We start from the raw sequence: 12,779 nt of genomic DNA, 5'->3' as shown, positions 1-12,779 counted from the left end.
GGTACCAGCAAAGCTGCAAAATGAAGCGTTCCGTTCCTTTCGAAATATTCCGCTATGCAGCGATCCTTGCTGCTATGGCGGTGACGCTGGTGCCGATCCTGTGGATGGTCTCGATGGCCTTCAAGCCGATCGCCGAATGGTCGGCGACCGGCGCCGACCTAACCTGGTGGCCGAAGAACCCGACGCTCAGCAATTTCCGCTTCGTCTTCGGTGAATCGACCAACAACCTGATCGTCGCGCTCGACCGTACCGCCCTAAAACCGATCCTGTCATCGCTGCTGTCGGCAGTGTTCGGAACGGCGATCGCCATGTCGGCGGGCACCGCGGCGGCCTACGGGCTGTCGCGCTTCGGCTCGGGCCAGAACCTGCCGCTGGCGCTGATCCAGCTCCGCCTGTTTCCGCCGATGGCGGTGATGACCCCGGTGATGATCATGTGGGCCTTTCTCAACTTTACCGACAGCTGGTGGGGGCTGTCGCTGATCTACGGCATCGTCACGCTGCCCTTTGCATTCTGGCTGATGAAGACGTTCTTCGACGACATGCCGCGCGAGATCGAGGAAGCGGCGCTGGTCGAGGGCTGCTCGCGATTGCGCGTCTTCACCCGCATCACGCTGCCGATGATGCGCGCGCCGCTCGCCAGTGCCGCGCTGTTCGTCTTCATCCTCAACTGGTCGGACTATCTGATCGCGTTGCTTTTGACGACACGCGAATGGGTGACGGTGCCGGTCTACATGGCCTCGCTGTCGTCTTCGATGACCGGCCAGCTCTACGGTGCCAAGGCGGCACTCGGCCTGATCGCGGCGGTGCCGCCTGTCATCATGGGCATCGCGATCCAGCGCCATCTGGTGCGCGGGCTGACCTTCGGGGCGCTCAAGCAATGAGCGCGGTCACTGCCACGATTCCGGAGGACGTGATGAAAACCGTCCAGGCAAAGCCGACCCTTCGGGACGAAGGGGTAAAGCTCGGTTTCCGGCTGACACTGCCGGCGCAGATCCTGGTGCTGTTCATCGCGGTGTTTCCGCTGTTGATGCAGCTCTATATCAGCCTGACCGACTGGTCGCCGCTGTCCGGCCTCGGCTGGTGGAGCGCCTGGTCGCTGTGGAACAACTTCGCCAACTACACCGACCTTGCCGCCGACGCGCGCTTCTGGAGCGCGCTCAAGAGAACGGCCATCGTCATGATCGTCTGCGTGCCGGCGGAATTCCTGCTCGGCTTGGCACTCGCCACGCTGTTTGCCGACGAGTTCCCGGGCAAGCGGATCTTCTATTCGATCCTGCTGATGCCGATGATGGTGGTGCCGGCGGTGGCCGGCTACATGTTCTTCATGCTGTTCCAGTCAGGCGGACCGGTCAACGACATCCTGTCGGCGCTATCAGGCTTTCCCGTCACCATCGCCTGGCTGTCGGACCCGACGCTGGCGCTCATCGCCGTCATGCTCGCCGACATCTGGCAATGGACGCCGCTGATGTTCCTCATCCTGCTTGCCGGCCTGGTCGGCGTGCCCGAGGACCAGATCAAAGCGGCGACGCTGCTTGGCGCCAATCCCTGGCAGCGCTTCGTCACCATCGTGCTGCCGAAGATGAAGACGATCATCATCATCGCACTGGCAATCAGGGTCATCGAGAACTTCAAGATCTTCGACACGCTCTACATCATGACGGGCGGCGGTCCCGGCGTCGCCACCGAGACCATTTCCGTCTACATCTACAAGCTCACCACCCAGGACCTGATCTGGGGCTATGTCGCGGCGATCGCGCTGGCCATCCTGATCGTGCTGTCCATCGCCGCGGTGTTTGCCATGAAGCGCATGGCCCGGGCGCGGGAGGTGCCGGCATGAGCGCGATCCATCTGCAGAACCTGGTCAAGAAGTTCGGCGACTTTACCGCCTTGAAGACGATGGATCTTGCCATCGCCGACGGCGAGTTCATGGCGCTGCTTGGGCCGTCGGGCTGCGGCAAGTCGACGACGATGAACATGATCGCCGGCATGGAAGAGCCGACCAGCGGCAAGATCGTGTTCGGCGAGCGCGACATGGCCGGCGTGCCGATGGGGCGGCGCGGCGTCGGCTTCGTCTTCCAGAACTATGCGATCTTCACCCATATGAGCGTGCGGCAGAACCTCGCCTACGGCCCAAAAATGCGCGGCGCGCCGAGGGCAGAGATCGACCGCCGCGTGGGCGCGATCGCCGAGATGCTGCAACTGACTCCGCTGCTCGACCGCAAGGCCGACAGGCTGTCGGTCAACATATTGCAGCGCGTGGCGATCGGCCGTTCGGCGATCATGGAGCCGGCGATTTTCCTGCTGGACGAGCCGCTGTCCAATGTCGACGCCGCCTTCCGGGCTGTCATGCGGACCGAATTGAAACAGCTGCAGCGTCAGTTCCGGCAGACCATGGTCTATGTCACCCACGACCAGCTCGAAGCGATGACCATGGCTGATCGCATCGCGGTGATGGACCATGGCGTGCTGCAGCAGGTCGGCACGCCGCTCGAGGTCTACAACGATCCGGCCAATGTCTTTGTCGCCCGCTTCATCGGTGCGCCGGGCATGAACCTGCTCGAGGGCAGGCCGGCGGAAAGCGACCGTGGCCTGGTCATCGATCTCGGGCCGATCGGTGTCACGCCGCCGCTGCCGGACAATCTCGCCCCGGCGGTGAGGGCCGCGCGCGAAGATGTGCTCTACGGCTTTCGGCCTGAGCAGGTGATTCTCTCAGACCGCGGCCTGTCGATGCCGGTAACGTTCGTCGAGCGCATCGGCGCGCGCACCATCGTCCATTTCGGCCAGGGCGAGAGCACGGTGAAGGCGGTGTTCGACAATGACGTCGGGCTGGCGATCGGGCAGACAGCGGTTGTCGCGCCGGCCCAGGCGTCCGTGCGTGTGTTCGACGCCGCCACCGGCCTTGCCATGAAGGCGGGCTGAGACCATGGCCGATATCGTCTTCCGCAATGTGACGAAACGCTATGGCGACACGCTCGCCGTCGACGACGCCTCGTTCACTGTCAACGACAATGAGTTCTTCTGCTTCTTCGGCCCGCCGCTATCGGGCAAGTCGACGGTGCTGCGTCTGGTGCTCGGGCTGGAGACGCCGGACGCCGGCGAAATCCTGATCGGCGGCAGGCTGGTCAACACGGTGTCGCCGGCCGAACGCAATGTCGCCATGGTGTTCCAGAACCTGGCGCTGTTTCCGCATATGAGCGCGCGCGACAATGTCCGCTTTCCCCTGGTCGAACGCCGGCTCGCCGAGGCCGAAATCGAAAAGCGTGTCGCAGACGTCGCGGCCAAGCTGCATATCGGCCACATCCTGCATAAGCCGCCGGCGCAGCTTTCGGGCGGCGAGCGGCAGCGCGTGGCGATCGCTCGGGCGCTGGTGCGCGACCCCAATGCCTATCTGATGGACGATCCGATCTCGGCGCTCGACGCCAGGCTTCGCGAGGAGACTCGCGTCGAGCTGAAGCGCATCCAGCGCGAGCTCGGCAAGACGCTGATTTATGTCACGCACGACCAGGAAGAGGCGATGTCTGTCGCCGACCGTATCGCCATTCTGGAAAACGGCAGGATCAGGCAGACCGGCGCGCCGGCCGAGATCTATGATCGGCCGGCCAGCACCTATGTCGCGCGGCTGCTCGGTTCGCCGATGATGAACATCTTGAAGTCGGTGCGCGGCGCGGAAGGCATGGAGGCGGCCGAAGGCACGATCCGCATCGCGGACAAGGCGGCGCCGGCCGATGCCGTCGAGATTGGGCTCAGGCCGGAAGACATCAAGGTCAGGCCCTGGCAGGATGGGGAAATATCGGATGATGGAATGTCGGTTGGGCGCGCGGGCCGCCCGGCGCGAGTGTTCGAGGTCGAGCCGCTCGGCGGCTACACCGTGGTGACACTCGCCGCCGGGCAGGCGCGTCTGCGGGCACTGCTGCGCGGCCAGCCCGACATCAGGCCGGACGCGATGGTGGCGATATCCTGCGAGCCGGGCAGGGTGCATTATTTTGGGCAAAGCGGGGCAGCGCTGGCACGATGACAGCGGTTCTAAGAAACGAGCTTCGGGAGGATCAGATGGCTGGCGAAGGAATAGCGGGCAAGGACTTCGAGCCGGACGTTAAAGTCCGCACCAGGGAATACAGGATCGGCTGCGTCGGCGCCGGCATGATCATGGCCGAATGTCACCTTGCGGCCTACCAGGAAGCTGGTTTTCCCGTGGTGTCGATCGCCTCCAGGACCAAGGCCAGCGCCGAGAAGGTCGCCAGGCGCTGGGAGATACCGACCGTCCACGACACGCCGGAACAATTGATCGAGGACAAAAATGTCGAGATCATCGACCTTGCGTTTCCGCCGGACCAGCAGCCGGCACTGATCCGCCATGCGCTGAAGCAGCAGCATATCAAGGCGATCCTGGCGCAAAAGCCGCTGGCGCTGTCGCTCGATGAAGCGGTCAAACTGCGTGACGAGGCGGCCAGGGCCGGCAAGATCCTCTCGGTCAACCAGAACATGCGCTACGACCAGTCGATGCGGGTGCTGAAGCAGATCATCGACAGCGGCGCGCTCGGCGACATCGTCTTCGCGCAGATCGACATGCATGCGATCCCGCACTGGCAGACATTTCTCGAGGACTATGACCGGCTGACGCTCGCCAACATGAGCGTCCATCATCTCGACGTGCTGCGTTTCCTGTTCGGCGATCCCGACGAGATCACCACGCTGACCCGCAAGGATCCGCGCACGCGTTTCGACCATTCCGACGGCATCACCGTCTCGACGATGCGATTTCCGTCCGGCGTGCTCGCCGTATCGCTGGAGGATGTCTGGTCCGGCCCGCGCCAGGACGGCTACAGGGACGACCAGCACATCAACTGGCGCGTTGACGGCACCAAGGGCGTCGCCAAGGGCACGATCGGCTGGCCGACGGGTTCGGCCTCAACGCTGACCTATGCCTCGACCGAGACCACCGGCGGCGAATGGGTGACACCCAGCTGGGAGACGATGTGGTTCCCGCATGCCTTCATCGGCGTGATGGAGCAACTCCAGCATGCGGTCAAGACGGGTGAGCCGCCGGCACTTTCCGTCGCCGACAACGCCAAGACCATGGCGCTGATCGAAGCCGGCTATCGCTCGATCGACGAGCGCCGCACGGTCAAGCTGTCCGAAATCTCGATAAACCCAATCAACTGAATCGCTTACAGGGAGGATTTCATATCATGATGCAGGCAGGTATCTTCACGGGCTATTTCCCGTACGGCCTCAAGGAAACCGCGCAGAAGATCCGCGCGCTCGATTTCAACACGGTGCAGCTCGACCTGCATTTCAGGGATATCGACCTGTCGGTCGGGCAGATCACCAAGGAAAAGGCCAGGACAGTTCGCGACACGTTTCGCGACCATAACCTGCCGGTGTGCTGCGTGTCGGGCTACACCAACATCATTCATCCGGACATGGGCGAGCGCGAGAGGCGCGTCGGCTATCTCAAGGAGATCATCCGCAATGCGCGCGAATTCGGCACGCCTTACGTGATCTCGGAAACCGGCACCTACAACACCGAATCCGACTGGGTGCACCATCCCAAGAACAAGACCGAGGAAGGTTTTGAGGAATGCCGCAAGGTCATCGCCGACCTTGCCCAGACCGCCTACGACCACGGCGCGGTGTTCCTGCTCGAAACCTATGTCAACAATGTCGTCGGCTCGGTCGAGGAGACGGTGAAGATGTTCGCGCAGGTCGACCATCCCGGCCTCGGCCTGTTGATGGATCCGACCAACTATTTCGAGACCCATAACATCGACAGGATGGACCAGATCCTGAACCAGGTATTCGACACCCTGACCGACAAGATCAAAATAGCCCACGCCAAGGACGTCAAGCGCTCGGGCGGCGACAAGTCGGAGAAGCACGCCGATATCGGCGACGAGGACGCGCTGGAAAGCCACACTTTTCGCGGTGTCGGCGAGATCGAGCTGCCGGCGCCCGGCCTCGGTTCGCTGAACTACGACCTCTATCTCAAGCGTTTGGCCGAAAAGCACCCGAACATCCCGGTCATCATCGAGCACCTTTCGGAGGACGACGTGCCGCGCGCCAAGAAATTCCTCGACGAGAAATTCCGCGCCAACGGACTGTGACGGCCACAAAAAAGGGAGGAAGAGAATGTTGAGATTCGTATCGAAAATCGCGGCTGCGGCGACCGTGTTCGCCGGTGTTGCACTGGCTGCACCGGCGCTGGCGCAGGATGCTCAGAAGACGTTCTACCTGCTGTCGCATGGCGGCCCGTCGGACGCCTTCTGGATCGACTGGAATGCAGGCGCGACCAAGGCCTGCGACCAGCTCAAGGTGACCTGCAAGATCTCGTTCAGCGGCGGCGACATGGCCGCGCAGAAGGAGGCCTTCAACTCCGCACTTGCCGCCAAGCCGGACGGCATCGCCACCACCTCGGCGCAGCCCGGCCTGTGGAACGAGGAGGTCAAGGCAGCCAAGGCGGCCGGCGTCCCGATCGTGTTCTTCAACACCGACGATCCAGCGACTGGCCGGCAGGCCTATGTCGGCGCCGACCTCAGGCAAGCCGGCGTCATCTGGGCGAAATATCTGGTCGACCACAAGATGGTGAAGCAAGGCGACAAGGTGTTCCTGCCGGTGGAAGTGCCGGGCGCCAGCTATCAGCAGCTCGAGACCGAAGGCATCGCCAGCGTCTTCGATCCGCTCGGCATCAAATACGACGTGGTCGATTGCGGCACCGATCCGGCCGGCATCATCGCCAAGATGACCGACTACATGGTCGCCAACAATCCGCCGGCGATCATCGCGCTCGGCGATTCCGTGGCGGCCAGCAGGGTGTTCGACGGCGCCGGCGTGCCTGCCGGCACGATCCCGGTCGTAGGTTGGGGCAATTCCCGGGAGACCGCCGAAGCCGTCAAGGCCGGCTTCGTCAACGCGGCTGCCTGGCAGTTTCCGTCGGCGCAGGGCTTCATGCCGGTGGCGCTGCTCGGGCTTGCCGCCGCGGGCGAACCGATCGGCTACGATATCCACACTTTCAGCCTCTACGACGCATCGAGCGTCGAACCGATCCTGAAACGCTACGACAAGTGATTGAAACTGACGCCCGCTGCGCAGGCGGCGGGCGCCGCCCTGAGATATGGTCCAAGCAGTCATGACTATCGCCGCAGAACAGGAAATGCCGCGCTCCAAACGCAGGTCGAGCCTGATCCGCTCGCCGCAATTCTCTTCGCTCGTCATCCTGATTGTCCTGCTGGCGGTGTTCGCGATCGCCGACGGGAACTTCCTGTCGCCGCTCAACATCTCCAACATGATGGCGTTCCTGCCCGAACTCGGCATCATCGCGCTCGGCATGACGCTGCTTCTGACGGCGGGCGAGTTCGACCTTTCGGTCGGCGCCGTGTTCGGCCTGGCGCCGGTCGTCGTCATGCTTTTGGTGCAGAACGGCGGGTTCGATATCGGCATCGCGCTGCTTGCCGGGCTATTGCTGTGCGTGGCGATCGGCGCCATCAACGGGCTGATCGTCACCAAGATCGGTATCTCCTCCTTCCTGGTGACGCTGTCGATGCTGCTCGTCGTGCGAGGGGCGGCGCTCTACATCACGCAAGGCTTTCCGCTGAAATCCTGGGACCAGCCTGGCTTTTTCGTGACACTGCTGGCCGGCAGCTTCAATATCGGAACGTTCCGTTTCTATACCTCGCTGTGGTGGTTCATCGGCCTGTCGCTGCTGGCGATCTACGTGCTGCACTACGCCAAGCTCGGCAACTGGATCAGCGCCATCGGTTCGAACCGCAACGCTGCGGTTGCGCGCGGCGTGCCGGCCGATGCGGTCAAGGTCTGGCTGTTCATCCTGACCTCAGTGCTGGCGGGTCTGGCCGGCATGATCAGTGCGTTCCGCATCTCGGCCGCCTCGCCGGTAGCCGGCACCGGATACGAGCTCGAAGTGATCGCCATGGTGGTGGTTGGCGGCACGGCGCTGACCGGCGGGCGCGGCACCATCCTGGGCACCATCGTCGGCGCGCTGATGCTGCGCAGCATCCGCAACGGCATCGTACTGGTTGGTGTGCCGGGGCTTGCCTACAATATCTTCGTCGGCGTCATCATCCTTGCCATGCTCATCCTGCACGCTTTGCTGCAGAAGAACGCCGCTAGGAACTGACCATGGAAGTGCTTCGGCTGCACAATCTGCAAAAATCCTTCGGCAGCGTTCGCGCGCTGAAGAGCGCCTCCTTCACCCTCAACGAGGGCGAAGTGGTGGCCTTGCTCGGCGACAATGGCGCCGGCAAATCGACGCTGATCAAGGCGATCTCCGGCGTCTTTCCCGTCGACCGCGGCGACATCTATGTGCGCGGCCAAAAAGTCTCGATCCGCTCGACGCGCGACGCCATGGATCTCGGCATCGAGACGATCCACCAGGATACCTCGCTGGCGCCGGACCTGAGCATCGCGCGCAACCTCTTTCTCGGTCGCGAGCCGGTCAATCTGAAATGGCTGGGCGTGTTCGCGCCGCTCGACCTCGCCAAATTGCGTGATGCCGCCGCGGCACTTTTGAAGCGCGTCGGCATCTCGAAAAAACTCGACGCCGATGCGCTGGTCAGCACATTGTCGGGCGGTGAGCGCCAGTCGATCGCCATTTCGCGGGCCATGCAGTTCGCCGCCAAAGTCATCATCCTTGACGAGCCGACCAACAATCTCGGCGTCGAGGAAACGCACGGTGTGCTGCGTTTCGTCAAGGAGATGCGCGCCGCCGGCCATTCGGTGCTTTTGATCACCCACAATATCCATCATGTCTTCCAGGTCGCCGACCGCATCATCGTCATGCGCCGTGGCGAGATCGTCGCCGAGCAGACGGTCGCCGATACCGATCTGCTGACGGTGGAGAGCATCATCACCGGCGCCGACATGTCGGCCCTGCTCAAGGAGACGAGAGCGAAGTGAAGGAACTGGCCGTCAGATGGTAGAGCTTTACGGCAAGACGCTTTCGCGCCGGCAGGTCTCGGAACGGTCCGGCATGCTGTCGCAGTTCGCTGGCGTGCGGCTGATGACGCTTGGCGACGGGGTGGAGCGCGGCATCCGCATGCTCGAATTCCGCACCGGCTCCGGCCTGCGCTTCACCGCGCTGGTCGACCGGGCGCTCGACATCGCCGATTGCGATTTTAGGGGCCAGGCGATCGGCTGGCATTCGCCGAGCGGCTTTCGCCATCCCGGCCTGCACGAATATGAAGGCGAGGAGGGGCTGGCCTGGGCGCGGTCGTTTTCCGGCCTGCTGCTGACCTGCGGCCTTGACCACGTATTGTTCATGAACGAGGTACCCGCCGACAGCTACAATTATCCGCCGAAGAAGACGGTGCGCCATTCGCTGCATGGCCGCGTCAGCACCATCCCGGCGCGATTGACCGGCTATGGCGAGACATGGGACGGCGACCGCTGCGTGCTGTGGGCCGAAGGCATCGTTCAGCAGTCGACGGTGTTCGGCGAGGATCTGCATCTGCTGCGGCGGATCGAGGCCGATGTCGGCGGCAACGAGATCCGGCTTTCGGACCGCGTCGTCAATCACGGTTTTAGCCGCACGCCGCATATGTACTTTTATCACATCAATGTCAGCCATCCGGTGCTCGACGAGGGCTCGCGCTACCTGGCGCCGATCCGCGACGTCGTCTGGGCGGGCCATGCCGGCGAGCGCTATGAAGCGCAGAAGGTCGGCTACCGCACGGCACCGGCACCGCAACTGGGCTTCACGGAACAGGTCTGGCAGCACGAACTCGGCGCCGACGCCAACGGCGGCGTGCCGGTGGCGGTAGTCAACGACCGTCTCGGCCTCGGTCTCGAAGTCGTCACCCGCAAGCACCAGATGCCTTGCGCCTATGAGTGGCAGAATTTCCAGGCTGGGCATTATGCGCTCGGCATCGAGCCGTCGACGCATCATGTGCTGGGCAATCTGGCAGCGCGCGAGCGCGGCGAGATGATCTGGCTGGAGCACGGCGAAAGCCGCTCCTACAATGCGGTGTTCCGGGTTCTCGACGGCGCCGGCGAGATCGCCGCCGCCGAGAGCCGGATCGCAGCGATTGCCAGGCAGCCGCGGGAGGATTATCCGCGGCCATCGGGTCATTTTCCTGTTCTCGGAGGCAGGTCGTGACAATGGCGAAGGCGATGCGAAACACCAGTTGGAAGGCTGGCCTCGGCCGGAGTGGAGAGGGCTCGCGGCCGTTCGGAAATTGGAGGTCACAATGGCTGGCAAGGTGAAGCGCGATTACAGCCTGGTCGGGGAAAGCACGCGGATTGCGATCGAGACCGGGCTAGCCTCGGCGGAGTGGTACCATACCGATGTGCCGCGCAAGACGATGAAGGAGCTGATGCAACGCTCCGACAGTCCGGCAATCCGCGACACGGCCATCTGGCTGGGCGCCATCCTGGTCTCCGCCGCCGGCGGCGTTTACTTCTGGGGCACCTGGTGGTGCGTGCCGTTCTTCTTCGTCTATGGCGTGCTCTATGCCTCGGCCAGTGATTCGCGCTGGCACGAATGCGGCCACGGCACGGCTTTCCGCACGCGCTGGATGAATGATGTCGTCTACCAGATTGCCAGCTTCATGCTGATGCGCAATCCGGTGACCTGGCGCTGGAGCCATGCCAGGCATCACACCGACACGATCATCGTCGGACGCGATGCCGAGATCGCCGTTATGCGCCCGCCGGACCTGCTGCGCACCGCACTCGCCTTCACCGGTATCCTCGACTTTCGCAATTCGCTTCCGGCACTGGCACGCCAGGCGTTCGGCAAGCTGACGCCGGACGAGAAAAGCTACGTGCCCGAGATGGAACAGCACAAGGCCGTCATCGCCGCGCGCTGGCATGTCGCCATCTACATCGCCACAATCGCGCTCGCGGTTTTCATGCAGTCGTGGATACCGCTGGTGCTGATCGGCGGGCCGCGCCTCTACGGCACCTGGCATATGGTGCTGACCGGCCTGCTGCAGCACATCGGCCTCGCCGACAATGTCGTCGATCACCGGCTCAACTCCAGGACCGTCTACATGAACCCGATCAGCCGGTTCATCTACTGGAACATGAACTACCACGTCGAGCATCACATGTTTCCGATGGTGCCCTATCACGCGCTGCCCAGGCTGCACGAATTGATCAGACACGATCTGCCGGAGCCGAACCCATCGATGTGGCATGCCTATCGCGAGGTTTGGCCGGTCCTGCTCAGGCAGCTCAAATACGAGGACTATTTCCTCAAGCGCGAACTGCCGCCGAGGGCACGGCCCTATCGTGGCGAGTTCCACGAAGTGAACATGTCGGCAGCAGCGGAATAGGCGCTACGCCGCACAGCAAGGCGAAATTTCGGGAGAAAACAGAGATGGCCGATTGGGTCGAGGCATGCGCTGTGGACGATGTCGACGAAGAGGATGTCATCCGCTTCGACCGTGGCGGGCGCAGCTTCGCAATCTACCGTTCGCCGGATGACGAATTCTTCGCCACCGACGGCTTTTGCACACATGAAAAGGCACATCTGGCCGATGGGCTTGTCATGGACGACATCATCGAATGCCCCAAGCACAATGGCCGCTTCAATTACAAGACCGGCCAGGCCAAGGGCGCGCCGGTCTGCGTCAATCTGCAGACCTATCCGGTGAAGGTCGAAGCTGGCAAGGTGATGATCAAGATCGCCTGACCGGCCTTCCATTCACGTAACATAGGGGACCAGAATCGATGAGCCGGAAAAGACCGACGGTGGCAGACCTGCGCGCCATGAAGGGCAAGCGGCAATTGACCATGCTGCGGGTGCTGACGATGGACGAGGCCGAGGCCGCCGAACGAGCCGGGGTCGACATTGTCTCGGTGCCGCCGGAACTGGTGCTCGATCCGCAATACCGCGATGCCGCACCCAGCCTGTTCACCATGCCGGGCGACAATTTCTACGAGATCGGCACAGCCGACGATTTCGTCCACTGGGCGTTCCGGCTCTACAAGGCGAGCGCCGACGCGGTTTATTGCAGCGCCGGTTTTGCCACCGTCAAACGGCTGGCCGATGACAATATCCCGGTGATCGGCCATGTCGGCCTGATCCCGTCGCGCGCCACCTGGACCGGCGGCTTCAAGGCTGTCGGCAAGACCGCCGACAGCGCCATGCAGATTTTCGAGGCCGTCAAGCAATACGAAGCGGCCGGCGCGATCGGCGCCGAGATCGAAGTCGTGCCGGTCGAGGTAGCCAAGGCGATTTCGGAACGCACCTCGCTGATCATGCTGTCGATGGGCGCCGGCACCGGCTGCGACGCGCAATATCTGTTCGCCGACGACATCCTTGGCCAGAACCGTGGCCACATGCCGCGCCATTCCAAGGTCTATCGCAATTTCGCCGCCGAATATGACCGCCTGCAGGCGCAACGCATCGCCGCTTTTTCCGAATATGTCGCCGACGTCAACAGCCTGGCCTATCCCGAAGACAAGCATGTGGTGCATATGGACCCGGACCAGCTCGGTCAGTTCATGGAGAAGATCGACGCCAGATGAGACGCGCCGGCCAGGACCTGCTGTGACCTTCTCCGCTTGTGGGAGAAGGTGGATCGGTGCGTAGCGCCGAGACGGATGAGGGGTGCTGGAAGAAACGCGGCGCGCAAAATGTCGAGGAATTTTAAATGCTTGCGTCTTCGAGGTAGCGATCCTTCCAGCACCCCTCATCCGACCGAGCTTCGCTCGGCCACCTTCTCCCACAAGCAAGGGGAGAAGGTAAGGGCGCGAGGTGTCAAAAGCTGGTTCGATGGCGAGCTTCAGTCATCGCATGACTGGTCGCGATACGACACGAA

13 protein-coding genes are annotated in these 12,779 nt (G+C 62.9%); all 13 read left to right on the top strand.

What is annotated here, in order from left to right; translation table 11 throughout:
- Window positions 1-20 precede the first annotated feature (20 nt).
- Entirely contained in the window at window positions 21-881 is an 861-nt protein-coding gene (locus AC0L28_RS21180) for a carbohydrate ABC transporter permease (RefSeq protein WP_123152066.1), read from the top strand.
- The gene (locus tag AC0L28_RS21175) at window positions 878-1,837 is read left to right on the top strand and encodes a carbohydrate ABC transporter permease (RefSeq protein ID WP_123152065.1); all 960 of its coding nucleotides are present in this window, start codon (window positions 878-880) and stop codon (window positions 1,835-1,837) included. The genes AC0L28_RS21180 and AC0L28_RS21175 overlap by 4 nt, the downstream gene beginning before the upstream one ends.
- Window positions 1,834-2,919 carry an ABC transporter ATP-binding protein gene (locus AC0L28_RS21170; protein WP_287259963.1) on the top strand — a complete coding sequence of 362 codons (1,086 nt, stop codon included), beginning with the start codon at window positions 1,834-1,836 and terminating at the stop codon, window positions 2,917-2,919. Before AC0L28_RS21175 ends, AC0L28_RS21170 begins: the two co-directional genes overlap by 4 nt.
- Before the next feature lie 4 nt (window positions 2,920-2,923).
- Window positions 2,924-4,015, top strand: a complete 1,092-nt coding sequence (locus AC0L28_RS21165) for an ABC transporter ATP-binding protein (protein WP_128170198.1) — start codon at window positions 2,924-2,926, stop codon at window positions 4,013-4,015.
- Window positions 4,016-4,050: 35 nt separating this feature from the next.
- Complete coding sequence (locus AC0L28_RS21160) at window positions 4,051-5,163, top strand: Gfo/Idh/MocA family protein (RefSeq protein WP_036269638.1); 1,113 nt, start codon at window positions 4,051-4,053, stop codon at window positions 5,161-5,163.
- Window positions 5,164-5,189: 26 nt separating this feature from the next.
- Window positions 5,190-6,104: a sugar phosphate isomerase/epimerase family protein gene (locus AC0L28_RS21155; protein WP_023798628.1), complete on the top strand. Its 915-nt coding sequence runs from the start codon at window positions 5,190-5,192 to the stop codon at window positions 6,102-6,104.
- 25 nt (window positions 6,105-6,129) lie between these two features.
- Complete coding sequence (locus AC0L28_RS21150) at window positions 6,130-7,065, top strand: sugar ABC transporter substrate-binding protein (RefSeq protein WP_473480011.1); 936 nt, start codon at window positions 6,130-6,132, stop codon at window positions 7,063-7,065.
- Between the two features lie 61 nt (window positions 7,066-7,126).
- Window positions 7,127-8,131 carry an ABC transporter permease gene (locus tag AC0L28_RS21145; protein WP_473480009.1) on the top strand — a complete coding sequence of 335 codons (1,005 nt, stop codon included), beginning with the start codon at window positions 7,127-7,129 and terminating at the stop codon, window positions 8,129-8,131.
- Window positions 8,128-8,910, top strand: a complete 783-nt coding sequence (locus AC0L28_RS21140; RefSeq protein ID WP_473480040.1) for an ATP-binding cassette domain-containing protein — start codon at window positions 8,128-8,130, stop codon at window positions 8,908-8,910. Before AC0L28_RS21145 ends, AC0L28_RS21140 begins: the two co-directional genes overlap by 4 nt.
- Window positions 8,911-8,926: 16 nt before the next feature.
- Window positions 8,927-10,108 carry an aldose 1-epimerase family protein gene (locus AC0L28_RS21135; protein ID WP_473480007.1) on the top strand — a complete coding sequence of 394 codons (1,182 nt, stop codon included), beginning with the start codon at window positions 8,927-8,929 and terminating at the stop codon, window positions 10,106-10,108.
- Between the two features lie 91 nt (window positions 10,109-10,199).
- Entirely contained in the window at window positions 10,200-11,288 is a 1,089-nt protein-coding gene (locus AC0L28_RS21130) for a fatty acid desaturase family protein (RefSeq protein WP_473480005.1), read from the top strand.
- A 44-nt stretch (window positions 11,289-11,332) separates the two neighbouring features.
- On the top strand, window positions 11,333-11,647 hold the full coding sequence (locus tag AC0L28_RS21125) for a MocE family 2Fe-2S type ferredoxin (protein WP_419693839.1): 315 nt from the start codon (window positions 11,333-11,335) through the stop codon (window positions 11,645-11,647).
- Between the two features lie 38 nt (window positions 11,648-11,685).
- Complete coding sequence (locus AC0L28_RS21120) at window positions 11,686-12,486, top strand: 3-methyl-2-oxobutanoate hydroxymethyltransferase (protein WP_473480003.1); 801 nt, start codon at window positions 11,686-11,688, stop codon at window positions 12,484-12,486.
- Window positions 12,487-12,779: the final 293 nt, after the last annotated feature.

Source organism: Mesorhizobium sp. WSM4847 (assembly GCF_055811335.1).
The sequence above is the reverse complement of the archived record's forward strand: the minus strand, read 5'-3'. Positions and strand labels throughout refer to the sequence as shown.

Coding starts and splice junctions, on each gene's coding strand:
- AC0L28_RS21145 (WP_473480009.1), top strand. CDS start 7,127: ATGACTATCGCCGCAGAACAGGAAATGCCGCGCTCCAAACGCAGGTCG.
- AC0L28_RS21175 (WP_123152065.1), top strand. CDS start 878: ATGAGCGCGGTCACTGCCACGATTCCGGAGGACGTGATGAAAACCGTC.
- AC0L28_RS21155 (WP_023798628.1), top strand. CDS start 5,190: ATGATGCAGGCAGGTATCTTCACGGGCTATTTCCCGTACGGCCTCAAG.
- AC0L28_RS21135 (WP_473480007.1), top strand. CDS start 8,927: ATGGTAGAGCTTTACGGCAAGACGCTTTCGCGCCGGCAGGTCTCGGAA.
- AC0L28_RS21160 (WP_036269638.1), top strand. CDS start 4,051: ATGGCTGGCGAAGGAATAGCGGGCAAGGACTTCGAGCCGGACGTTAAA.
- AC0L28_RS21120 (WP_473480003.1), top strand. CDS start 11,686: ATGAGCCGGAAAAGACCGACGGTGGCAGACCTGCGCGCCATGAAGGGC.
- AC0L28_RS21125 (WP_419693839.1), top strand. CDS start 11,333: ATGGCCGATTGGGTCGAGGCATGCGCTGTGGACGATGTCGACGAAGAG.
- AC0L28_RS21150 (WP_473480011.1), top strand. CDS start 6,130: ATGTTGAGATTCGTATCGAAAATCGCGGCTGCGGCGACCGTGTTCGCC.
- AC0L28_RS21165 (WP_128170198.1), top strand. CDS start 2,924: ATGGCCGATATCGTCTTCCGCAATGTGACGAAACGCTATGGCGACACG.
- AC0L28_RS21130 (WP_473480005.1), top strand. CDS start 10,200: ATGGCTGGCAAGGTGAAGCGCGATTACAGCCTGGTCGGGGAAAGCACG.
- AC0L28_RS21170 (WP_287259963.1), top strand. CDS start 1,834: ATGAGCGCGATCCATCTGCAGAACCTGGTCAAGAAGTTCGGCGACTTT.
- AC0L28_RS21180 (WP_123152066.1), top strand. CDS start 21: ATGAAGCGTTCCGTTCCTTTCGAAATATTCCGCTATGCAGCGATCCTT.